Annotated in this window: 20 protein-coding genes; 14 read left to right on the plus strand and 6 right to left on the minus strand. The window is 70.2% G+C overall.

Annotation, left to right across the window (positions count from 1 at the left end):
- Positions 1–14: 14 nt before the first annotated feature.
- Positions 15–563 carry a nickel-responsive transcriptional regulator NikR gene (gene nikR / locus A33M_RS00080; RefSeq protein ID WP_008382299.1) on the plus strand — a complete coding sequence of 183 codons (549 nt, stop codon included), beginning with the start codon at positions 15–17 and terminating at the stop codon, positions 561–563.
- Positions 564–690: 127 nt separating this feature from the next.
- Here nikR and ugpB read toward each other — a convergent pair whose 3' ends face one another.
- Complete coding sequence (ugpB, locus tag A33M_RS00085) at positions 691–2178, minus strand: sn-glycerol-3-phosphate ABC transporter substrate-binding protein UgpB (RefSeq protein ID WP_008382300.1); 1488 nt, start codon at positions 2176–2178, stop codon at positions 691–693.
- Between the two features lie 267 nt (positions 2179–2445).
- Between ugpB and A33M_RS00090 the strand changes: the two genes are divergently transcribed.
- Together A33M_RS00090 and A33M_RS00095 are read left to right on the plus strand one after the other, a co-directional pair.
- Positions 2446–4509, plus strand: coding sequence for a sensor histidine kinase (locus tag A33M_RS00090; RefSeq protein WP_157223264.1), 2064 nt, complete (start codon positions 2446–2448; stop codon positions 4507–4509).
- A complete protein-coding gene (locus tag A33M_RS00095; RefSeq protein WP_008382304.1) occupies positions 4502–6262 on the plus strand; it encodes a sensor histidine kinase in 1761 nt (586 codons plus the stop codon). The genes A33M_RS00090 and A33M_RS00095 overlap by 8 nt, the downstream gene beginning before the upstream one ends.
- A gap of 59 nt (positions 6263–6321) precedes the next feature.
- Here the strand turns inward: A33M_RS00095 and A33M_RS00100 are convergent, their stop codons facing one another.
- Positions 6322–7467 (minus strand): hypothetical protein, encoded by a 1146-nt coding sequence (locus A33M_RS00100; protein WP_157223265.1) that lies wholly within the window; start codon positions 7465–7467, stop codon positions 6322–6324.
- A gap of 413 nt (positions 7468–7880) precedes the next feature.
- Here A33M_RS00100 and A33M_RS00105 point away from each other — a divergent pair, with 413 nt between their 5' ends.
- From A33M_RS00105 to A33M_RS00115, 3 genes are all read left to right on the plus strand, one after another.
- Positions 7881–8483 carry a superoxide dismutase gene (locus tag A33M_RS00105; RefSeq protein ID WP_008382309.1) on the plus strand — a complete coding sequence of 201 codons (603 nt, stop codon included), beginning with the start codon at positions 7881–7883 and terminating at the stop codon, positions 8481–8483.
- Between the two features lie 101 nt (positions 8484–8584).
- Positions 8585–10276: a glycosyltransferase family 39 protein gene (locus tag A33M_RS00110; RefSeq protein WP_008382311.1), complete on the plus strand. Its 1692-nt coding sequence runs from the start codon at positions 8585–8587 to the stop codon at positions 10274–10276.
- Between the two features lie 91 nt (positions 10277–10367).
- Complete coding sequence (locus A33M_RS00115; protein ID WP_008382312.1) at positions 10368–11063, plus strand: haloacid dehalogenase type II; 696 nt, start codon at positions 10368–10370, stop codon at positions 11061–11063.
- Positions 11064–11252: 189 nt separating this feature from the next.
- On the opposite strand, the gene A33M_RS00120 is transcribed toward A33M_RS00115, so the two are convergent.
- Positions 11253–11969 carry an LrgB family protein gene (locus tag A33M_RS00120; protein WP_008382313.1) on the minus strand — a complete coding sequence of 239 codons (717 nt, stop codon included), beginning with the start codon at positions 11967–11969 and terminating at the stop codon, positions 11253–11255.
- A complete protein-coding gene (locus A33M_RS00125) occupies positions 11966–12346 on the minus strand; it encodes a CidA/LrgA family protein (RefSeq protein ID WP_008382315.1) in 381 nt (126 codons plus the stop codon). The genes A33M_RS00120 and A33M_RS00125 overlap by 4 nt, the downstream gene beginning before the upstream one ends.
- A 135-nt stretch (positions 12347–12481) precedes the next feature.
- Between A33M_RS00125 and A33M_RS00130 the strand changes: the two genes are divergently transcribed.
- Positions 12482–12763 carry a type II toxin-antitoxin system RelE/ParE family toxin gene (locus A33M_RS00130; protein ID WP_008382318.1) on the plus strand — a complete coding sequence of 94 codons (282 nt, stop codon included), beginning with the start codon at positions 12482–12484 and terminating at the stop codon, positions 12761–12763.
- Complete coding sequence (locus tag A33M_RS00135; protein ID WP_040618669.1) at positions 12729–13049, plus strand: HigA family addiction module antitoxin; 321 nt, start codon at positions 12729–12731, stop codon at positions 13047–13049. The genes A33M_RS00130 and A33M_RS00135 overlap by 35 nt, the downstream gene beginning before the upstream one ends.
- A 9-nt stretch (positions 13050–13058) precedes the next feature.
- On the opposite strand, the gene A33M_RS00140 is transcribed toward A33M_RS00135, so the two are convergent.
- Entirely contained in the window at positions 13059–14441 is a 1383-nt protein-coding gene (locus tag A33M_RS00140) for a M20/M25/M40 family metallo-hydrolase (protein ID WP_008382321.1), read from the minus strand.
- A gap of 21 nt (positions 14442–14462) precedes the next feature.
- Positions 14463–16142, minus strand: coding sequence for a helicase HerA-like domain-containing protein (locus tag A33M_RS00145; protein WP_008382322.1), 1680 nt, complete (start codon positions 16140–16142; stop codon positions 14463–14465).
- A gap of 462 nt (positions 16143–16604) precedes the next feature.
- On the opposite strand from A33M_RS00145, the gene A33M_RS00155 reads away from it, so the two are divergent.
- The 6 genes from A33M_RS00155 (at position 16605) to scpA (ending at position 23240) form a co-directional block, all read left to right on the plus strand.
- Positions 16605–17012, plus strand: coding sequence for a DUF4332 domain-containing protein (locus tag A33M_RS00155; RefSeq protein ID WP_008382324.1), 408 nt, complete (start codon positions 16605–16607; stop codon positions 17010–17012).
- A gap of 102 nt (positions 17013–17114) precedes the next feature.
- Positions 17115–18002, plus strand: a complete 888-nt coding sequence (gene folP / locus A33M_RS00160; RefSeq protein ID WP_008382325.1) for a dihydropteroate synthase — start codon at positions 17115–17117, stop codon at positions 18000–18002.
- Entirely contained in the window at positions 17999–18373 is a 375-nt protein-coding gene (folB, locus tag A33M_RS00165) for a dihydroneopterin aldolase (RefSeq protein WP_008382326.1), read from the plus strand. Before folP ends, folB begins: the two co-directional genes overlap by 4 nt.
- Positions 18366–18905, plus strand: coding sequence for a 2-amino-4-hydroxy-6-hydroxymethyldihydropteridine diphosphokinase (gene folK / locus A33M_RS00170; RefSeq protein WP_008382327.1), 540 nt, complete (start codon positions 18366–18368; stop codon positions 18903–18905). The genes folB and folK overlap by 8 nt, the downstream gene beginning before the upstream one ends.
- A 149-nt stretch (positions 18906–19054) precedes the next feature.
- Positions 19055–20944, plus strand: coding sequence for a methylmalonyl-CoA mutase subunit beta (locus tag A33M_RS00175; protein ID WP_040618670.1), 1890 nt, complete (start codon positions 19055–19057; stop codon positions 20942–20944).
- Between the two features lie 136 nt (positions 20945–21080).
- The gene (gene scpA / locus A33M_RS00180) at positions 21081–23240 is read left to right on the plus strand and encodes a methylmalonyl-CoA mutase (RefSeq protein WP_008382329.1); all 2160 of its coding nucleotides are present in this window, start codon (positions 21081–21083) and stop codon (positions 23238–23240) included.
- The last annotated feature ends 4 nt before the right edge of the window (positions 23241–23244 follow it).

Raw genomic sequence — 23244 nt, forward strand, 5'->3', positions numbered from 1 at the left:
GCCGGGAGGGCCACGTGCAGCGCATCACCATCACGATCGACGACGACCTCCTGACCGCGCTCGACGACCTGTGCGCCCGGCGTGGCTATCAGACCCGTTCGGAGGCGATCCGCGACATCGTGCGCGACGCGCAGGCGAGCGAGCGCACCGAGAACGCCCCCGACGCGCCGTGCTGCGCGGCGCTCACTTACGTCTACGAGCACGAGACCCGCGACCTCGCGCGCCGGCTCACCACCAGCCAGCACGACCATCACGACCTGTCGATCGCGACGCTGCACGTGCATCTGACGCACGACGACTGCCTGGAGATCGCGGTGCTGCGCGGCACCGTGCGCTCGGTGCGCGATTTCGCCGACAGCGTGACGACCCAGCGCGGCGTCAAGCACGGCAATCTGTACATCGTGCCGGCGAGCGAGTCCGGCGAGGCCCATTCCCACGCACCGGGACATGCGCACGCGCACGGCCACTCGCACGCGCCGCACGCAGACGACCATCACGACGTCTCGGAGGGGCCGCAGCACGAGACGTCCGACGAGATCACGCCCCACGACGACGAGCACTGACGCGTCGCCGGCGCTCCGGGAAGACCAGCGCGCGGCGAGTGCATCAAATTCGCCCCTCGTGCCGAAGAGCGGCCGCAGGTGCCGCTCGCGCGCCTCTGCCCACCCGACCGGCCACGGCTCGCGTCCCTCACCGGCTGGCGCGCTCGAACTGCCGCAAAAACTCGTTGCCGCGGGCGACCGCGGCGTCGAGCGCGGCCTTGGCCGTCTTGCCGCCGGCGAGCGCGGCCTCCATCTCCTCCTCGATCACGTCGCGCACCAGGATGAACGAGCCGAGCCGCAGCGCGCGTGAATTGTCGGTCGGCGGATTGAGCGTCACCTCGCGGATGGCGAGCTCGGCGTCCGGATGCTCCTCGTAAAATCCTTGCGCGCGGCTCGCCTCGTAGGCGGCGCGGGTGATCGGCAGATAGCCCGTCTCGCGGTGCCAGGCCGACTGGATGTCCGGCCGGCCGAGCCAGGCGAAGAAGCGGGCGACGCCGCGATACTCCTCGTCCGGCCGGCCGCGCAGCACCCACAGGCTGGCGCCGCCGATCATGGTGTTCCGGGGCGCCGCCGGCACGTCCGGCCAGTAGGGCAGCATGCCGTAGCCGATCTCGAAGCGGGCATTGGCGCGGACGTCGGCGGCGAGCGCCGAGGAGCCGATGAAGATGCCGCACACGCCGTTCGGAAACATCGGCTCGGCCGTGGTGCCGCGTCCGCCATAGCGAAAAATGCCGCGCTGCTGCCAGCTCGCCAGCGCCGTAAGGTGGCGCTCGAGCAGCGGATTGCTCAGCGTCAGCTCGGCGTCGAGGCCGCGCAGCCCGTTGGCGCGGGTGGCGATCGGCAGGTCGTGATAGGCGGAGAAATTCTCCACGTTCACCCAGGACGGCCAGTGGGTGGAAAAGCCCGCCTGCATGCCGGACACCTGCAGCCGCGCCGCGGCTTTTTCCAGCTCCGGCCACGTTTTCGGCGGCGCCTTGGGGTCGAGCCCGGCGGCACGGAAGCGGGTCTTGTTGTAGTAGAGGATCGGCGTCGAGGCGTTGAACGGATAGGACAGGAGCTTGCCGTCCATGTCCGAGTAGAAGCCGGCCACCGCCGGCACGATCGCCGAGGCGTCGAACGGCTCGCCGGCGTCGTGCATCAGCTCGTCGACCGGGCAGATCGCCCCCTTGGCCGCCATCATGGTGGCGGTGCCGATCTCGTTGACCTGGACGATCGCCGGATGGGCGCCGCTGCGCACCGCAAAAATCGCCGCGGTGACGGTCTCGGTGTAGCTGCCCTTGTAGACCGGCACCACGCGGTACTCGCCCTGAGCGGCGTTGAAGCCGGCGACCACCCGCTCGAGCGCGCGGCCGAGCTCGCCCGACATTGCGTGCCAGAACCGGATCTCTCGCAGGGTTCCCGGCGATCCGCTCCCCTTGCCCCCCGCCGGCCCGACCATCGCCGGATGGGCCGGCCCCGGCGCCGGGCCGTCGGCCGCGACCGAGAGACCGGCAGCACCGAGCCCCCCCGCCCCCACCGCGGTGGCGGCGAGCCCCGCCAGCACCGCCCGCCGGCCGATCTTTCCCGCCTCGTCCGGCAGGGCGACGGACGCGGCGGAGGCGGCGGTGGGATCATCGGGACCGGTCGGCACGCTCATGCGCTGCTCCATCCACGGATTCAGGTACCTTGCTACCGATTCCGGCGTGCCGGATGGTAGCGCGACCATCCTTTCGCTAAATTCGCGGGATCACCTCGGCTTTCCCTCGTGCCTACAAGGCGGTGCAATTTTGTCGCCAGCATGGATCGCCCGCGCGCTCGTCCGGTCTCGCCGGCGGCCGGCCACCCCGACCTCCGTCCCGACGGCGGGCCGGCCCGGCGGGCGCGTGGCCGGTCGGGCGGTGCCGTGACGCCGGCCGACTCCGCCATGCTCGAGCCATCCGGGCGGCCGACGCCCGCGGCCGCCGCGACCGCGCCCCGAAAACCGCGCCGGCTCGACCCCGAGCGGCTGGTGCGGGTGCTGCCGATTCGCTGGCGCATCCTGTCGATCGCGGTGCTCAACACCGCCGTGGTGGTGATCCTCGCCGGGCTGATCTGGAACGGCGCCAACGCCCTCTCGCGCGCCTGGGACGAGGTGCGGCAGGTGCGCGAATCGGATGCCCTGCTGGTGCTGCTCGAGGGCGAGTCCGGGCGGCTGCAAAATCTCATTCATCGCTACATCAACGAGCCGAGCCCGCAAATCCTCGCGGAAATCCTTCTGGTGCGCGAGGCGGTGCTCGGCACGCTGCGCACCCGAAAGCCGGCCGACCCGATGTTCGCCGGCGCGATGGACGGGCTCGCCGGGGTGACCGAGCGCTTCATCGCCGGGTTCGGCGACCTGCGCACGGTGCAGGCCTCGATCAACCGCACCTACGAGGAGGAGGTGCTGCACCCGGCCAAGCAGATGGCGACGCTCTATGCGACGATGGAGGCGATCGCCGGGCCGCACGACGCGCCGATCTGGGCCCCGCTCGCCCGCTCGCGCGAAGCCTTCACCGCGAGCGTGGTGGCCGCCAACGCCTATTATCTCTCGCTCGCCACCGCCGCCGCCGCCGAGGCGAGCCGCGGCCTGGAGACGGTGGAGAACACCATCCCGCTGATGGCGGCGATCGCCGACACCGACCGCGAGCGCGAAACCCTGGACGCGCTCGGCCGGCGCGCCGCCGCGCTGCGCAAGGGGCTCGCGACGCTGTCCGAGCAGTTCTCCGCCCGCACCCAGCTGCTGCGCACCGCGATCGACGGCAACCAGGCCGAGATGATCTCCACCATCGACGGGCTGCAGAAGGAGATGCGCCGCCGCGAGAACCGCGCCCAGGCGAGCCTCGAGCGCACGCTCGCCGCCACCTACCGCACCGTCGCGCTGGTGGCGACCAGCTTCCTGTTCGCCATCCTGATCGGCGCCTGGGTGGTGACCCGCTCGATCCGCAATCCGCTGCGCGAGCTGATGGCGGCGATGCACGCGATCGTCGCCGGGCAGTACGGCCGGGTGATCCGCTCCACCGAGGAGCGCGACGAGATCGGCGAGATGGCGCGCGCGGTCGAGGTGTTTCGCGAGAACGCGATCGCCAAGCGGCAGGCCGAGAACGACCTCCGCGCCGCCAAGGACAACGCCGAGACCGCGCTCGCCGAGCTGCGCGAGGCGCAGGAGAGCCTGGTCGACGCCGAGAAGCTCGCCGCGCTCGGCAGCCTGGTCGCCGGCGTCGCGCACGAGGTCAACAATCCGGTCGGCATATCGCTCACCGTCGCCTCCAGCCTCGAGCGGCGCTGCGAGACGTTTTCCCAGGAGATCGGCGCCGGGCCGCTCAAGCGCTCGAAGCTCGACGAGTTCGTCGCCGCCACCCGCGACGCCGCCCGCCAGCTGGTCGGCAACCTGCACCGCGCCGGCGAGCTCATTCAGTCGTTCAAGCAGGTCGCGGTCGACCGCAGCCATGCCGAGCCGCGGGAGTTCGACCTCGCCGAGGCGACCGAGCAGATCGCCGCGAGCGTCCGCCCGGTGCTGCGCAAGGCGCAGGTCGTGCTGCATCTCGAGGTGCCGCCGGGCATCGTGATGGAGAGCGATCCGGGCTCCTACGGCCAGGTGCTGACGAATCTCTTCCTCAACGCGATGTCGCACGCCTTTCCGGACGGCCGCCCCGGCACCATCGACGTGATGGCGCGCCCGCTCGGCGCCGGCAACGTGGAGATCACCGTCGAGGACGACGGCGTCGGCATGGCCGAGGAGGTGCGCCGCCGCGCCTTCGAGCCGTTCTTCACCACCCGCCGCGGCCAGGGCGGCACCGGGCTCGGCCTGCACATCATCCACGGCCTGGTGACCCGCAGCCTCGGCGGCCGGCTGTCGCTCGAATCGGCGCCGTCGCACGGCACCGTCTTCCGCATGGTTCTCCCCCGCAAGCTGCCGCGCACGGCCGACGCCACCGTCGCGGAGAAAGCCACGGACGCCTCCTATGGTTGAGCTCGACGACATCGTCGACCTGATCGACGACACCGCCGATCCGGTCGCAGCCGACCTCGCGCCGCGCTGGACCATCCTGGTGGTCGACGACGATCCCGCCGTCCACGAGGGCACCCGCTTCGCGCTCGCCGACTACGAGCTGAACGGCCGCGGGCTCGACATCCTCTCGGCCTATTCGGCAGTCGAAGGACGCGCGGCGCTGATCGCGCATCCGGAGATCGCGGTGGTGCTGCTCGACGTGATCATGGAGACCGAGACCGCCGGTCTCGATCTGGTCGACGTGATCCGCACCGAGCTGAAGAACGAGACGGTGCGCATCGTGCTGCGCACCGGCCAGCCCGGCCAGGCGCCGGAGCGGCGCATCATCGTCGATTACGACATCAACGACTACAAGGCGAAGACCGAGCTGACGGCCGACAAGCTGTTCACCTCGCTCACCGCGGCGCTGCGCGCTCATCAGCAATTGCAACGCATGAACGAGACGCGGCGCGGCCTCGAGATCATCGTCGACGCGGCCTCCACGCTGTACGACTTCAAGTCGATCCAGAGGCTCGCGGAAGGCGTGCTGGTGCAGCTCGCCTCGCTGCTCGCGGTCGAGTGCGACGGCATCCTGTTCGCCCACGACGGTGGCGACGAGCGGCTGGTGTCGGTGGTGGCGGCGGCCGGCTGCTATCGCCACCATCTCGGCGCGACCGGCACCGACGGGCTCGATCCCGATCTCGCCCGGCTGATCGACCAGACGTTCGAGGAGCGGCACCACTGCTTCGGCCCGCGCTGGTCGGTGCTGTACGTTCGCACCGGCAGCGACCGCGAGATCGCCGTGGTCTTGCAGGTGACACGCCCGCTGTCCGACACCGACCGCACGTTGGTGGAGATCTTCACCGGAAAACTGTCGATCGCCTTCGACAACGTGATCCTCTACGAGAAGCTGCAGGAGGCGAACAGCCGGCTCGAGCAGCGCGTCGAGCAGCGCACCCGCGAGCTGACCTCGGCCAACCGCCGCCTCGCCGCGCAGTGGTCCAGGCTGCAACGGGCCAATTCCTTCAAGACGGAGGTTCTCTCCACCGTCGCGCACGACCTGAGAAACCCGCTGTCGGTGATCACCGGGCGCGCCGAAATCCTCGAGCGCATGCTCGCCGATCCCGCCATGAAGACCGACGCGGCGACCACCCAGATCGGCCACATCCACGCCGCGGTCGACCGCCTCTCGGAGATGGTGGAAAGCCTGATCGCCGACGCCATGGCCGACGCGCTCGACATCACCATCCGCCGCGAGCCGGCCGACCTCGCCGCCGTCGTGCGCGAGGTGGTGGAGGCGAACCAGCCGCTCGCCGCCAAGAAGCAGCAGGAGATCGTCGTCGACGCACCGAAGTCGCTGGCGATCGCCTGCGACCACGACCGCATCCGCGAGGCGATCGACAACCTTCTCAGCAACGCCATCAAGTACAGCGCGATCGGCGGCGAGGTGACGGTGACGCTGGCGGCGACGGCGGAGGGCGCGCGGATCGCCGTCACCGACGCCGGCCCCGGCATGTCGGAGCAGGATCTCTCACGCCTGTTCGGCCGCTTCCAGCGGCTGTCGGCGCGACCGACCGGCGGCGAGAGCTCGACCGGGCTCGGCCTGTCGATCGTCAAGCGGATCGTCGATCTGCACGGCGGCACCGTCTCTGCCGAAAGCCCCGGCCTCGGTCACGGCTCGACCTTCGTGCTGACGCTGCCGGCCCGCACCGCCGAGCCCGCCGCGACGGGCTGACGGCGCCATCGGCGACGACCGGCCGCAACGACCTGCCGGCCGCCGGACGAAGCCGCCGGTCACCCGGCGTTCTGCTCGAGATGCTGGCGGAGATCGTCGATCGAGGCGAAGCGCAGCACGCCCTGCTCGAACTCGGCGTCGATCGAGCCGTCGGTGTAGAGCGTGTAGCGCATCCCGTCGATCTCGCCGGACTTGAGCACCTGCACGGTCTCCTCGGCCGCCGGCGTCTCGCGCGACGGTTCTTGGCGCGACGACTCGCTGCGAGGCGGCTCGAACCGAGACGGCTCGCTGCGGGAAAACTCGTTGCGGGAATACTCGTTGCGGGGAAACCGCGGCGGCGGCGCAAAGCCGCGCTCGGGCGGCGGCGGCTCGTCGTCACGCGGCGCCTCGGCGTCCGGGCTCACCGTCTGGCGGCGCCGGGTCCAGGCGAAGAAGCGCTTGCGCTCGCTGCCGGACAAAGGCTCGCCGAGCGGGTCGCGCTCCCACGCGGCCGGCCCCCCGCCCGTGTCGCGGCCCTCGTCGCGTGCCCGCTCGTCGCGATCGCCGGCGTACGGGCGGCGCGTCTCCTCGGCGCCCGCCGGCGCCCCGAATGTCGGCGGCTCGACTCGCGGCGGGGACATCGACGGGGCAGGCATCGACGGAGCGGACATCGACGGAGCGGGCGACGACGGTGGTGGCGCCACCACCGGCGGACGATAGCCGGCCGGCGACTCGGAGGCGGCGGGATCGAAGCCCGGTGTGCGGCGCAGCGGCGGCGGGGTCGGTGGCGCCTTGAGCGGCGGCTGCGGCGGCAGCGGCGCCGAAGCCGACGCGGGCGAGGCGGAGTCCGGGCGGTCGAACATGCCGACCCGCGGCAGCGACGGCGACGCCCGCAGCCGCTCGGCGGCGACCGCGGCCGACGGCGGCTCCGGCTCGGCCGGCGGCAGCGACGGCTCGCGCACGCGGCTGCGCAGCGGCGGCGCCTCGTCCTCCTCGAAGTCCTCGGCGGTCACCGCGACCGCCGCCTCGAGCGCGTTGCGCAGCGAGCGCAGCTCGCGCAGCACGGCGGCGAGCCCGATCAGCAGAATGCCCGCCGAGGCCGCCGTGGTGCCGGCGGTGATCAGCAGGTTGCCGACGTCGAACTCCTTGTTCGGAATGCCGGACAGCACGGCGAGAAGACCGAGCACCGTCACCAGTGCGCCGACCGACATCAAACCCAGAACCATCGCTACGCCCTCTGCGCGACCTCGTTCGGGCGAGCGCGGCGTGCGGTCGCGTCGCCGGCGCCCTTGCCGCCGGGGCGCCCCCGCGACGTCTTCGAGGCAAGGAGCGACATCAATGGTCGCGTCCCGACATTGGCACGCATCTACTCGTCTCGTCCGGCCGGAAGATTATCCAGGCCTTTGGCATTCAACAACCATTTTCGCCCCGCCCACCATTCGTGGCAACCGCGGGATGCACGCCGGCGGGGTTTCGGACCGCCGTGCCGAAAAGGGACGCCGGCGGCCGGGCGATCGATCGTCGCGCCCGAGGTTGCGAATGACCGGACCGATCTCTACCTGAGAGGCGTCGATTACCATCCCCCGTCCCGGACGGCCACGGCGGCCGCTGCCGGGCTCTCAGAACCAGGAGCACCGTGATGTCCTTTACGCTGCCGGACCTGCCGTATGCCTACGACGCGCTCGCCCCCTACATGTCGCGCGAGACGCTCGAATATCATCACGACAAGCATCACAATGCGTACGTGACCACCGGCAACAATCTGCTCAAGGGCAGCGAGTGGGAAGGCAAGTCGATCGAGGAGGTGGTGAAAGGCGCCTACGGCAAGAACCAGGGCCTGTTCAACAATGCCGGCCAGCACTTCAACCACACCCACTTCTGGAAATGGATGAAGCCGAACGGCGGCGGCGACAAGCTGCCGGGCGAGCTGGAGAAGGCGATCGTCGCCGATCTCGGCTCGCTCGCCAAGGCGAAGGAGGACTTCGTGCAGGCCGGCACCACGCAATTCGGCTCCGGCTGGGCGTGGCTCGCGGTGAAGGACGGAAAGATCACCGTGATGAAGACGCCGAACGGCGAGAACCCGCTGGTGCACGGCGCCACCCCGATCCTCGGCGTCGACGTGTGGGAGCACTCCTACTACATCGACTACCGCAACCGCCGCCCCGACTACCTCAAGGCGTTCGTCGACCATCTGGTGAACTGGGAGTACGTGGCGGAGCTTTACGCGGCTGCCTCGAAGTGATCCGCGTGGTGTGATATGCGATCCGGCGCCGGCCTCGCCATCCGCGAGCGCCGGCGCCGTCGCATGTCGTCCAGCACCAACGGATACCATCGGGGCCCTCGATGTCCCACACCGGCCTGACGCTGCCTCGCTCCGATCCGGCCCCGCGGCCGGACCTCGCCACCGCTCCCGCCCGCACCGCGCTCGCCCGCGGCCTGCGCATCGCCGATCTGCTCGCCGTCATGGTGCTGATCGCGGTGGCGGTGGTGGTCGTCACAACGTTTCGTGATTTCGGCCTCGGCTGGGACGACTACACGCACGCCGAGTACGGCGGGCTCTTGATGCGGCTGTACGGCTCGGGCTTCACCGACCGCCGCGCGCTCTCCTTCGTCAATCTGTACGCCTATGGCGGCGGCTTCGACATGTTCGCAGCCCTGGTCGCCAAGGTGACGGCGCTGCCGATCTTCGAGGCGCGCCGGCTCGCCGGCGGCTTGGTCGGGCTCGCCGGGCTCGGCATCACCTGGCGGCTCGCCCGCGGGCTCGGCGGCCCACTCGCCGGCTTCATCGCGGTGACGCTGCTCGCCGCCTGCCCGCTCTATCTCGGGCACATGTTCATGAACCCGAAGGACGTGCCGTTCGCGGTGGCGATGCTCGCCGCGACGCTCGGCTTCGTGCACGCCTTCTCCGAATACCCCAAGCCCTCGGTGCCGACCATCGCGCTGCTCGGGCTCGGGCTCGGCCTCTCGTTCGGCACGCGGGTGATGGGCGCGCTCGCGGCGATGCCGGCGATCGCCGCCTTCGGGCTGATCGTCGTCGTCGAGGCCCGCCGCACGGAATTTCGCGCAGCGCTGCGGCGAGCGGGCGTGTTCGTGCTGCGGCTCCTTCCCGCGCTGGTGATCGGCTACGCGCTGATGGCGCTGATCTGGCCGTGGTCGGTGGTGTCGCCGCTCAATCCGCTGCGGGCGCTCGTCTACTTCTCGCACTTCTTCGAAAAGCCGTGGGACGAGCTGTTCGACGGCACCGCGCGCCTCGTGATCGACATGCCGCGCACTTACGTGCCGATGCTGCTCGGCCTGAAGCTGCCGGAGATTTTGTGGGTGCTCGGGGTCGCCGGGGTGGTCGCCGCGCTGGTCGTCGCGATGCGCCGCGACGGCCCGCTGAACCGCCGCGCGAGCTTGGTGTTTCTCGCCGTGTCGGTGCTGTTCCCGGTGCTGTTCACGGTGGTGACCCGGCCGGCGATGTACAACGGCGTGCGCCACATGCTGTTCGTGATCCCGCCGCTGGCGATCCTCGCAGGCCTGGTCGGCGCGCTCCTGATCGACCGGCTCGGCGGCGGCCCGGCGCGCCGCGCGCTCACCGCCGCGGTGCTGCTCGCGCTCGGGCTCGCCCACCCGGTCGCCGCGATGGTGCGGCTGCACCCCTACGAGTACACCTACTTCAATCCGATCGCCGGTGGCGTGCGCGGCGCCGACGGCCGCTTCATGCTGGATTATTGGGGCCTGTCGATGAAGCAGGCTTCGGAGCTCCTGCTCGACCGGGTGGCGAAGGAGCGCATCCAGCCGCCGCCGAAGCACAAATGGAAGGTCGCGGTGTGCGGGCCGGAGCGCACCGTGCAGGTCTCGCTCGGGCCGGGCTACAAGCTCGACTGGAAGCCGGCCGGCGCCGACTTCGCGATCTCGCTCGCCGAGTTCTATTGCGCGAAGCTCGATGCCCCGGTGATCGCCGAGGTGACCCGCGACGACGTGGTCTATGCCCGCGTCTACGACCTGCGCAGCCACCCGGTGGCGGACCTCTTGACCCGCCCGCCGCCGTGAGCGGCGGGAGATGGCGGCGAGGCGACGGACTCGGCCCATGGCATTCGTCGAAGCGCCGGTTTGCCGGCGTCGATCGTGAACGATACAGTTCGTGAACGGCTCTCTTTTCGATGTCGTTCAGGATGCGAAAATGTTCGTGTTCGACGCCTATGGCACGCTGTTCGACGTCGGTGCGGCGATCGCCCGGCATCGTGAAAAAGTCGGGCCGGAGGCCGACCGGCTGTCCGACATCTGGCGGACCAAGCAGCTCGAATATTCCTGGACGCTGACGCTCGCCGGCCGGTTCGTCGATTTCTGGACGCTGACCGAGCAGGCGCTCGACGTCGCGCTCGGGTCGTGCCCCTCGGTCGACCGCGGACTGCGCGGCGATCTCCTCGATGCCTACCGCACGCTGGACGCCTATCCGGACGCGCGTGTGGCACTACGCGCCCTGAAGGCGAAGGGTGCGCGCACCGCGATCCTGTCGAACGGCTCGGAAAAGATGCTGGCGGACGCGGTGGCGGCGGCCGGGATCGGCGGCGATCTCGACGCGGTTCTGTCGGTCGATCCGATAAAACTCTTCAAGCCGCGGCCGGAGGTCTATCGGCTGGTGCTGGAAAAATTTTCGGTGGCGCCCGGCGAGGTGATCTTCGTCTCGTCGAACGGCTGGGACGTGATGGGCGCGCGCGCGTTCGGTTTTCGCCCGGTGTGGGTGAACCGTGCCAAAAAGCCGGCGGAGTATCCCGACGTCACACCGATCCGCGTGATCGACGATCTTTCGGGCCTGCTCGACCTCGCGCCGTCTTGATCGGGTCGACGTGAGACCAACGGTGACGGAGTTCGACCTCGTCCAGAGGAGCACTCCGCAGGAGTGCGCCTCGAAGGGCGAGGGCAAGGTCGAAGGCAGGACCCGGGCCTCATCCTTCGAGACGGCCGCTTCGCGGCCCCTCAGGATGAGGTCGAGGTCTCCTGCGTGGGTATGATCGAGCCGTCGTGATCAGGTCGGCAGCCAGGGCAGCACCAGCGGCACCAGCACCGCGGTGAGCAAGCCGTTGAGGCCGAGCGCGATGCCGGCAAAAGTGCCGGCGAGCTGATCGACCTGAAACGCCCGCGCGGTGCCGATACCGTGCGAGGCGAGGCCCGCCGCAAAGCCGCGAGCGGCATAGTTCTTCACGCGGAGCAGGTTCATCAGCGGGGTGACGACCATCGCGCCGACGATGCCGGTGAGGATCACCAGCACGGCGGCGAGCGCCGGATCGGCGCCGATCACCTCGGCGACGCCCATCGCGATCGGCGTGGTGGCGCTCTTCGGCGCGAGCGCGAGCGTGGTTCCGGCATCGAGCCCGAACAGCCGCGCGAGCAGCACCGCCGAGACGATCGCGGTGAGCGAGCCGACCACCAGTGCCACCACCATCGGCACCACCAGCCGGCGGACATGGGCGAGGTGCTGCACCAGCGGCACCGCGAGCGCCACCGTCGCCGGGCCGAGCAGGAAATGGACGAACTGCGCACCCGCGAAATAGGCCGGAAACGGCGTGCCGCTGCCGAGCAGCACCAAGGAGACCAGCACCACCGCGATCAGCACCGGGTTCGCCAACGGATGCCGGCGCGCGCGGATGAACACGGCCTCTGCGAGCGCATAGGCGATCAGCGTGGTGGTGAGCCACAGCAGCGGCCCGCTGGAGAGATAGACCCACAGATCGACCAGGCTCACGGCGCGCCCTCCCCCGGCTTGCCGTGCTCGACGCCGATCCCCATCAGCCGGGCGACGCCGGCAAAGACCAGCGCCGTCACCGCCAGCGCGATCACGGTGGAGAGCACCAGCACCGCCAGCACCCGAAGCCCCTCGGAGCCGACCTTGTCGAGATGCTGCACCACCCCGACGCCGGCCGGCACGAACAGCAGCGACAGGTGCTTCAGAAGCGAGCCGCCGACCTCGCCGACGCCGCCCGGCAGCGGCACCCGCGCCGCCATCAGGAGGGTGAGCAGCACCATGCCCACCACCGGCCCGGGAATCGGCAGCGCCAGCGCGCGCACGAACGCCTCGCCCAGAAGCTGGCAGCCGAGCAGAATTGCGAACCCGTGAAGCATGGCACCTCGCCGTCCGGACACCGTGATGAAGCGCCGCACCTAAACCGCTGCGCGGCCCGAAACAAGCGTGTTCGCGGAAGGAGTGCCCTGCCGCCGACGCTTGTAACGCATAACGTTCTGCGTTATACCGGGACCATGATCGTGAGCTTTCGCGATCCGGAAACCGAGCGGATCTGGAGCGGCGTGCGCAGCCGAAAGCTGCCGGCCGACATCCAGGCGACGGCGCTACGCAAGCTGCGTCTGCTCGCCAATGCCCGCCGTCTCGACGACCTTCGGGTGCCGCCCGGCAACCGGCTGGAAGCGCTCGGCCACGACCGGCTCGGCCAATACTCGATCCGGATCAACGATCAGTGGCGGATCTGCTTCGTCTGGAGAGACGGCAATGCCCACGACGTCGAGATCGTCGACTACCACTGAGCTGCTGCCCAACCCGCACCCCGGCGAAATCCTCCTGAAGGAGTTCCTCGAGCCGATGGGGCTGTCGCAGACCGCGCTCGCCCGGGCGATCGGCGTGCCGCCGCGGCGGATCAACGAGATCGTGCTCGGCCGGCGCGCCGTCACCGCCGACACCGACTTGCGGCTCGCCCGCTATTTCGGCCTGTCGGACGGCGTGTTTCTCGGCATGCAGACGGATTACGAACTGATGCAGCGGCGGCGCGAGATCGGGCCCGCCCTGAAGGCGATCCGTCCCCGCGCCGCCTGAGCGAAAACCTCAACCCGCGAGTGCCGCGAGAATCCGCGCCCACGAGCGGATGCCCTTGTGGAACGAGAGGAGATCGTACTTCTCGTTCGGCGAGTGGATCCTGTCGTCGGCGAGCGCGAAGCCGATCAGGAGCGAGTCGAGGCCGAGCGTCTGCTTGAAGTCGGCGACGATCGGGATCGAGGCGCCGGAGCCGATCAGCAAGGCCTCGCGGCCCCACTCCGCGGTCAGCGCCTTCTGCGCCGCCGAAAGCTGCGGCAGGTCCCAGGCGAGCCCGACCGCCGGCGCGCCGGTGTGGTCGGTGAACAGCGCACGGCAGTCGGCCGGCAACAGCTCCCGCACGCGCGCCCGGAAGGCATCCCGCACCTTGTCGGGGTCTTGCCCCTTCACCAGCCGGAACGAGATCTTGGCCGACGCCTCCGCCGGGATCACCGTCTTCGAGCCGGCCCCGGTATAGCCGCCAAAAATGCCGTTGATGTCGCACGCCGGGCGGGAAAAAAGCTGCTCGACGATCGAGCGGCCGCGCTCGCCGGCCGGCTCGCCGAGCCCGACCGGCCCGAGATAGTTTTCCGCCGTCACGTCGAGCTTTCTCCACGCGGCGAGCACGTCGGCCGGCGGGTCCTCGATGCCGTCGTAAAAGCCCGGCAGGGTGATGCGGCCGTCGTCGTCCCACAGGCTGCCGAGAATTTTCGTCAGCACGCGGATCGGGTTGCGCGCCGGCCCGCCGAACAGGCCGGAATGGAGGTCGCGGCTCGGCCCCTGGATCGTCACCTCGTCGTAGACGAGGCCGCGCAGCGCGGTGGTGACGGCGGGCGTCGCCGCGTCCCACATGCTGGTGTCGCACACCAGCGCGACGTCGGCGGCGAGCGACGCCTTGTTGGCGGCGAGCCACTTCGGCAGGCTCTTGGAGCCGCACTCCTCCTCGCCCTCGATCATCAGCGTGACCGGAACCGGCAGCGAGCCGGTGACGGCGATCCAGGCGCGGCACGCCTCGACGAAGGTCATCACCTGGCCCTTGTCGTCGGAGGAGCCGCGGCCGAGGATCGCCTTGCGGCCGTCGGGGAGCGTGGCGATGCGCGGCTCGAACGGCGGCGCGTCCCACTGGGCGACCGGATCGACCGGCTGCACGTCGTAATGGCCGTAGAACAGCACGCGCTTGGCGCCCGCCTCCTCGGCGCTGCGGGCGAGCACCACCGGGTGGCCGCCGGTCTCCTGCAGCGACGCCGACAGGCCGAGCGAGGCGAGATCGGCGGAGAGATGCGCGGCGGCCGTGCGGCAGTCGCCGGCATGCGCGGGGTCGGTCGAGATCGACGGGATGCGCAGGAACGCAAAGAGCCGTTCGAGGCTCGCGTCGAGATCGGCGTCGATGCGGTCCAAGACCTTGTCGAGGGTCATCGAAAAAATCCTTTTCGGAGGTCAGCGTCGGCGGGGACGCTTGGCAGTGTCGAACAGGCCGCGTCCGCCGGCCGCCCCGGACAGATCGGCGAGCCCGGCGAGATCGGCGAGGCTGTCGCCGGCGGAGCGGCGGCGCGATGCATAACGCGCGGGGGCCCGCCGTGTCGTCCTCGACAAGCCCATGCCGCGCATCGCCTCGCGGGTCGCGGTGCGGGCGACCTGGGTCGCGACCCGCCCGACCAGGGGACTCGCCAGCACGGCGCCGACCCAGCCGAGAAGACGCGATCCGAGCCCCGGCCGCTCGGCCGGCGGCTCCTCGTCTCGCGGGACGCGGTCGCGGCGCGCGGTCGCCGTGCCGCTCTCGTCCCCCGTCTCGTCCTCCGCCTCGCCTTGCTCCATGGCGCCGGAGAGGATCGTGTCGAGCGGGCGGTGCGGGCGCGGCGTCTCGTATTTCCCGGCGAGCGGGCTCGCGGCGACGATCGCGCGGCGCTCGTTCTCCGTCAGCGGGCCGACGCGGGCGTGCGGCGGCGCGATCAGCGCGCGCTCGACCATCGAGGGCGTGCCGTTGCCTTCCAGGAACGACACCAGCGCCTCGCCCTTGCCGAGCGCGGTGATCACCTGCGCGGTGTCGAGCTTGGGGTTCGGCCGAAACGTCTCGGCCGCCGCCTTCACCGCCTTCTGGTCGCGCGGGGTGAAGGCGCGCAGCGCGTGCTGCACGCGGTTTCCGAGCTGCGCCAGCACGCCGTCAGGCACGTCGAGCGGGCTCTGTGTGACGAAATAGATGCCGACGCCCTTCGAGCGGATCAACCGCACCACCTGCTCGATGCGGTCGACGAGTGCCTTGGGCGCCTCGTCGAACAGGAGGTGCGCCTCGTCGAAGAAGAACACGAGCTTCGGCTTGTCGAGATCGCCGACCTCCGGCAGCCGCTCGAACAGCTCGGCGACCAGCCACAACAGGAAGGTCGCGTAGAGCCGCGGGCTCTGCATGAGGCGATCGGCGGCGAGAATGTTGATGCGGCCCTTTCCCTCGGCATCGATCGCCATGAAGTCGTCGAGGTCGAGATCGGGCGCGCCGAAGAATTTCGCTCCGCCCTGGTTCTCCAGCACGAGGAGCTGGCGCTGCACCGCACCGATGCTGGCGGCCGACACGTTGCCGTAGCGCGCGCCGATCGCCTTGGCGTTCTGCCCGACATGGGCGAGCAGCTCACGCAAGTTCTCGAGGTCGACCAGATCGGCGGCGGTGCCGTCGGAGACGCCGTCCGCCTCGTCCATCACCTTGAAGGCGATCTCCAGCACGCCCGCCTGCACGTCGTTGAGATCGAGCATGCGCGACAGGAGCAGCGGCCCGAGCTCGTGCACGCTGGCGCGGATCGGATGGCCCTGGGCGCCGAACAGATCCCAGAACACCACGGGAAATTTTTCCGGCACGTAGTCGAGCCCGATCTCACGGGCGCGGGCGACGAAGGCGGGCTTACTCTCGCCCATCGCGGCTATGCCGGAGAGATCGCCCTTCACGTCGGCCGCGAACACCGGCACGCCGGCGCGCGAAAACCCTTCGGCGAGCGTTTGCAGCGTGACGGTCTTGCCGGTGCCGGTCGCTCCGGTGATCAGGCCGTGGCGATTGGCGAGCGCGAGCGACAGCGCCTCCGGCTTCTCGCTGGCGCCGACCAGAATCGCCCCGCCGTCCGTCCGCTCGCTCATGGTGCCTCCGTTCGCCGCCGTGGGCCGTGCGCGGTCGTCGTTCCCGTGTCCGCGTCGCCCGCTTATAGTGGGGGTGCCGATGGCTCGCGAGCGGACGTTTCGCCGCCGTGGCGGCGGAGCACGCGCATTCGCCGCGCCACCGCGAACCAGCGTTGCGAGAGGGCAACATCGGGCGGCAACATCTCGACCCGCAATCGTGGCTCGATTGTGTTTCGTGATCGCGATGTCAGAATGATGACCGCTCTACACACGGCGAGGGGGGACCATGGATCGGATCGAGCGCTCGATCGATCGCGATTCCGGTTCGGCACGAGGCGATTCGGCCCGTGCACCGGTGGATCCCGCAGCCCTCTCGCCGATCTCGCACGCCTCGCCGCCGGCCGTCCGGCCCGACGATCGCGCTTGGGTTCGCCTCGCGCCGGGCGGTCGCGCGCCCGGTCCGCGCCGCTGAAAGACATCACGATGAGGTATTCGATCGCCGAGCTCGACGGCATCTCTCCGGGACTGGCACGAACCCTGAAATCGCACGGAATCCACACCACCGGCCGGCTGCTCGAGGCGGCCAAGGATCCCAAGGGACGCAAGCTGCTCGCCGAGCGCACCGGCCTGACGCCGCAATGCCTGCTGCGGATCGCCAATTTCGCCGACAAGATGCGCATCAAGGGGGTCGGCGAGGACTATGCCGAGCTTTTGGAGGCGGCCGGCGTCGACACCGTGCGCGAGCTGAAGTACCGCAACCCCGGCAACCTCGCCAAGCGGATGGCCGAGGTGAACCAGAACCGCAAGCTGGTGCGCAACCTGCCGTCGGAAAAGGTGGTCGAGCGCTGGATCGAGACCGCCAAGGCGCTGCCGATCAAGATCAGGTATTGAGCACCGGTCCTCGCGGGCGCGTCGGGCGCGTCGGTGCCCCGCCTTGCCCGCCCCCCCGACACGGCGCTTGACAGTTTTTTGCGGGCGCGCAAAGCGAACCGCATGCTCGACCAGGCCACTCGACCGACCGACGACGACAAGAGCCCGCCCCGACCGCTCGCCGCGCTGCTGCGCGAAGGGCGGCCGCTGGTGATGGGCGTCCTCAACGTCACCCCCGACTCGTTCTCCGACGGCGGACGATATCTCGACCCCGACCATGCGATCGCCCAGGCGAAGCGGCTGGTGGCGGAGGGCGCCGACATCATCGATGTGGGTGCGGAATCGACCCGGCCCTATGGCGGCGCGGCGCCGGTGTCGGCCGAGGAGGAGATCGCGCGGCTGACCCCGGTGCTGCCGGCGGTCGCGGCGCTCGGCGTGCCGGTGTCGATCGACACCATGAAGGCGGAGGTCGCAGGCGTCGCGCTCGACATGGGCGCCACCATCCTCAACGACGTGTGGGGCCTGCAGCGCGATCCGGCGATGGCGAAGCTCGCCGCTCTGCGCCGGGTGCCGATCGTCGTCATGCACAATCGTGATGGCGCCGACCCGGCGATCGACATTTTGGCCGACATCGACGCCTTCTTCGCCCGCACGCTGGAGATCGCCGCGCAGGCCGGCATCTCGCGCGAGAACATCGTGCTCGATCCCGGCATCGGCTTCGGCAAGACGCCCGAGCAGAGCATCGCGACGCTCGCCGCCCTGCCCCGCTTTTCGCGGTTCGGCCTGCCGCTGCTGGTCGGCGCCTCGCGCAAGCGCTTCATCGCCTCGGTCTCGCCCGCCCCGCCCGACAAACGGCTCGGCGGCTCGCTCGCCGCGCATCTCCTCGCCACGCTCGACGGCGCGGCGATCGTCCGGGTGCACGACGTCGCCGAGACGGTGCAGGCACTGAAGATCGCCCAGGCGATCCGGAACAAAGCGATCCGGAACCCGTCGATCCGGAGTTTTCGATGAGCCCGACCGACACGGTGTTCGTCACCGGCCTCGCCGTCCATGCCTATCACGGCGTGATGGAGCACGAGCAGGCGGTCGGCCAGACCTTTCAGCTCGACATCTCGCTGGAGATCGATCTGCACGAGGCCTCGGTGTCGGACCGCATCACCAGCACGGTGCCGTACGACGAGGTGGTGGCGCTCGCCGAGAAGGCGTTTGCCGCAAAGCGCCACCGGCTGATCGAGACGGCGGCGGGAACCGTCGCCGACGCGCTGCTGAGCAAGTTTCCGAAAGTGACCGCGGTGCGCATCACGGTGCACAAGCCGCATGCGCCGATCGCCGCCACCTTCGTCGATGTCGGCGTCTCGATCCTGCGCACACGGCATGGCTGAGACGCCCCCGGACCGGGCGGCGACGCCGGCCGAGGCGGAGGCCGAGGCGGTGATCTCGCTCGGCGGCAATGTCGGAGACGTGCGGAAAACGCTGGCGCGGGCGATCGCGCTCCTGTGCGAGGACGGCACGGTGCGGCTGCTCGCCCGCTCGTCCGACTACCGCACGCCGCCCTGGGGCGACGAGAACCAGCCGGACTTCGTCAACGCCTGCATCCTGGTGGCGACCACGCTGGCGCCGCGCGCCCTGCTCGCCCGCATGCAGGCGGTGGAGCGCACGCTCGGCCGCGACCGCACCCGCGAACGGCGCTGGGGGCCGCGCACCGCCGACCTCGACCTGATCGACTACGACGGCCGCACGATCGCCGAGCCCGACCTCGTGCTGCCGCACCTGGCGGCGCTCGCTCGCGCGTTCGTGATCGTGCCGCTCGGCGAGATCGCGCCCGACCGCATCCTTGCCGGAGTACCGCTTCGCGAGGCGCTGGGCCGGCTCGACGTCCGCGGAATTTTACGCCTGGAGGATGCCGTCCGATAGGGTTTCGGAACATGGCTCGCGGCCGCGCCGGCGCATGGCTCGGGCGGGCGAAACAGCCCGTGGCGCTTGTTCTTTATTCCATGGTCGAGGTTCCGGGTTCCACAAACGTTCCTTGGCGAAATGCCCGTCTCGTGGCATGTTCGGGCGCCATGACCGACACAGACACTCTTTCCCTTGCGGCCGCGTTTCCGCCGGCCACCCGTGAGCAATGGCTCGCGCTCGTCGATGGTGCGCTGAAGGGCGCACCGTTCGAGAAGAAGCTCGTCTCCAAGACCTATGACGGGCTGCGCATCGAGCCGCTCTATCCCGCCGACCGCGCCGCCGTGCCGGTGGCCGCCCGCGCCAGCGGTGCGCCCTGGCAGGTGATGCAGCGGGTCGACCATCCCGACCCGGCCGCCGCCAATGCCGAGATCCTGAGCGATCTCGCGAACGGCGCGACCGGCCTCTCGCTGGTGTTCGCCGGCAGCCTGGGCGCCCGCGGCTGGGGCATCGGCGCCGACGCCGACACGCTGGCAAAAGTGCTGAAGGACGTCCGGCTCGACGCGATCGCACTCGAGCTGCAGCTTTCGCCGCAGGCCAAGGACGCGCCGCGGGCGCTCGCCGAGCTGATCGCCGCGCAGAAGCTGACGCCGTCGGCGCTCGACATCCGCTGGGCGATCGATCCGCTCGGCGCGATGGCCGCCTTCGGCACTGCGCGGATCGCCTGGCCGGACATGGCGAAGGAGTTTTCCATCCGCGTGCGCGACCTCGCCGCGCGCGGCTTCAAGGGACCGTTCGCGGTCGCCGACGGGCGGGTGGTGCACGATGCCGGCGGCTCGGAGGCGCAGGAGCTCGCCTGGCTGGTCTCGGTCGCGCTCGCTTATGTCCGCGCGCTGGAAGCCGACGGCGTTCCGCTCGACGCCGCGCGAAAAACGATCTTCTTCCGGGTCGCGGCGGACGCCGACCAGTTCCTGACGATCGCGAAGATCCGGGCGCTGCGGAAGCTGTGGGCGAGCGTCGAGGCGGCCTGCGGGCTCGCCCCCGAGCACGTGTTCGTCTCGGCCGAGACGGCGTGGCGGATGATGACCCGGCGCGACCCGGCGGTGAACATGCTGCGTGGCACCGTCGCGGTCTTTGCGGCCGGCGTCGGCGGGGCCGACGCGATCACCGTGCTGCCGTGGACGGCGGCGCTCGGCCTGCCGGAAGGCGGCGCGCGGCGCACCGCCCGCAACACCCAGCTGATCCTGCTGGAGGAGTCCTACCTCTCCAAGGTCGCCGATCCGGCGGCCGGCGCCGGCGGCCCGGAGGATCTGACGAAAAAGCTCGGCACCGCCGCCTGGGAGCTGTTCCAGGAAATCGAGGCGGCCGGCGGCATCTGGCCGGCGCTGACGCAGGGCCTGTTGCAGAAGAAGGTCGCGGCCGTCCGTGCGTCGCGCGAAAAGGCGGTGGCGAACCGGCGTGATCCGCTGACCGGCACCAGCGAGTTCCCGAACATCGCCGAAGGGCCGGCCGAGGTGTTGGACGTCGCGCAGCCGGCGGTGGCGCCGCTGCCGTCCGGCGTGGCGCTCGAGCCGATGCCGGCGATGCGGCTCTCCGCACCGTTCGAGGCGCTGCGCGACGCCTCCGACGCGGTGAAGGAGAAGACCGGCGCACGGCCGAAGATCTTCCTCGCCAATCTGGGAAAGCTCGCCGCCTTCACCGCGCGCGCGACCTTCACGAAGAACTTCTTCGAGGCCGGCGGCATCCAGGCGGTCGGCAACGACGGTTTTCCGGCCAATGGCGGCACCGATCTCACCGCGCTGGTGGAAGCCTACAAGGCGTCGGGCGCGACGCTCGCCTGCCTGTGCTCCTCCGACGACGGCTATGCCGCCGAGGCGGTCGCGGCCGCCAAGGCGCTGACCGATGCGGGCTGTGCCCACATCTATCTCGCCGGGCGGCCGGGCGAGCAGGAGGCGGCCTTCAAGGCGGCCGGCGTCACCCGCTTCGTCTTCATGGGCGGCGACGTGCTCGGCATGCTGCAGGAAGCGCAAAAGCTCGCCGGGCAGGGTGCACGGCCGTGAGCATCGTGCAAGCCACCGGCACGGAGGAGACCGGCCCGGCCTCCCCCGGCACGGTCGCCATGGCGGCGGCCCGGGCCGCGACGGCCCTCATCGACACGGCGACCGGCGGGTCGCATCTGGTTCACGAGGCACGCAGATGACCAAGATCCCTGATTTCTCGAAGGTCGCGTTCGCCGACACCGCACCGCCGGCCCCCACCGGAGCCGACGCCGCCCCCTGGGTGACGCCCGAAGGCATCGCGGTGAAGCCGGCCTACACGGCGCCCGACCTCGACGGCCTCGACTTCCTCGATACCTATCCCGGCATTCCGCCCTATCTGCGCGGCCCGTACCCGACGATGTACGTGACGCAGCCGTGGACGGTGCGCCAATATGCGGGCTTCTCGACCGCCGAGGACTCCAACGCCTTCTATCGCCGCAATCTCGCGGCCGGCCAGAAGGGCCTGTCGGTCGCCTTCGACCTCGCGACCCACCGCGGCTACGACTCGGATCATCCACGGGTCGGCGGCGACGTCGGCATGGCGGGCGTCGCGATCGACTCGATCTACGACATGCGCACGCTGTTCTCCGGCATCCCGCTCGACAAGATGAGCGTGTCGATGACCATGAACGGCGCGGTGCTGCCGGTGATGGCGCTCTATATCGTCGCCGCCGAAGAGCAGGGCGTGCCGCCGGAAAAGCTCGCCGGCACCATCCAGAACGACATCCTCAAAGAGTTCATGGTGCGGAACACCTACATCTATCCGCCCCTGCCCTCGATGCGGATCATCTCCGACATCTTCTCCTACACGTCGGCCAACATGCCGAAGTTCAACTCGATCTCGATCTCCGGCTATCACATGCAGGAGGCGGGGGCGACGCAGGACCTCGAGCTCGCCTACACGCTGGCCGACGGCGTGGAATATGTGCGGGCCGGCCTCGCCGCCCAGCTCGGCATCGACAAGTTCGCGCCGCGCCTGTCGTTCTTCTGGGCGATCGGCATGAACTTCTTCATGGAGGTCGCAAAACTCCGTGCCGCGCGGCTGCTGTGGGCCAAGCTGATCGAGCCGTTCCACCCGGAGAACACCCGCTCGTTGTCGCTGCGCACCCACTCGCAGACGTCCGGCTGGTCGCTCACCGCGCAGGACGTCTACAACAACGTCGTGCGCACCGCGATCGAGGCGATGGCGGCGACGCAAGGCCACACCCAGTCGCTGCACACCAACGCGCTCGACGAAGCGCTCGCCCTACCGACCGATTTTTCCGCGCGGATCGCCCGCAACACGCAGCTCTTCCTCCAGCAGGAGAGCGGCACCACCCGGATCGCCGATCCGTGGGGCGGCTCGTTCTATGTCGAGCGCCTCACCTACGAGCTCGCAAAAACCGCCTGGGGCCACATCCAGGAGATCGAGGAGCTCGGCGGCATGGCCAAGGCCATCGAGGCGGGCATCCCGAAGCTGCGCATCGAGGAGGCCGCGGCAAAAACGCAGGCGCGCATCGATTCCGGCGTGCAGTCGGTGATCGGCGTCAACAAGTACAAGCCGGATCACGAGGCGACCCTCGACGTTCGCAAGGTCGACAACTCGGCGGTCCGCCAGATGCAGATCGAGAAGCTCGAGCGGCTGCGGGCCGAGCGTGACCCGAAGGCGGTGGAGGCCGCACTCGACGCGCTCACCCACGCGGCGGCCGAGCCCGGCAAGGGCAACCTGCTCGCCCTCGCCGTCGATGCCGCGCGGGCAAAGGCGACCGTCGGCGAGATCTCGATGGCGTTGGAGAAGGTGTTCGGGCGCCACCGCGCAGAGATCCGGGCGATCTCGGGCGTCTACAAGCGGGAGGCCGGCACGATGAGCGTGGAGCGGGTGCAGAAGCTGGTCGCGCAGTTTGAGCGCGACGAGGGCCGCCGGCCGCGCATCCTGGTCGCCAAGGTGGGCCAGGACGGCCACGACCGCGGGCAGAAGGTGATCGCCTCGGCGTTTGCCGATCTCGGCTTCGACGTCGATATCGGCCCCCTGTTCGCGACGCCCGGCGAGGCCGCGCGCCAGGCGGTGGAGAACGACGTGCACATCGTCGGCGTCTCCTCGCTGGCCGCCGGCCATCTCACGCTGGTGCCGGAGCTGAAGGCGGCGCTCGCCGCCGAGGGCCGGCCGGACATCATGATCGTGGTCGGCGGCGTGATCCCGCCGCAGGACTGGGACGCGCTGAAGACCTCCGGCGCCGAGGCGATCTTCCCGCCCGGCACGGTGATCTCCGACGCCGCCGAGGAGCTGGTGAAGAAGCTGAACCGCCGCCTCGGCCACGAACGCGCCGCGGCGGAGTGAGGCG

This window comes from Rhodovulum sp. PH10 (genome assembly GCF_000293785.1).
In the GTDB taxonomy this organism is placed as follows: Bacteria; Pseudomonadota; Alphaproteobacteria; order Rhizobiales; family Xanthobacteraceae; genus Rhodoplanes.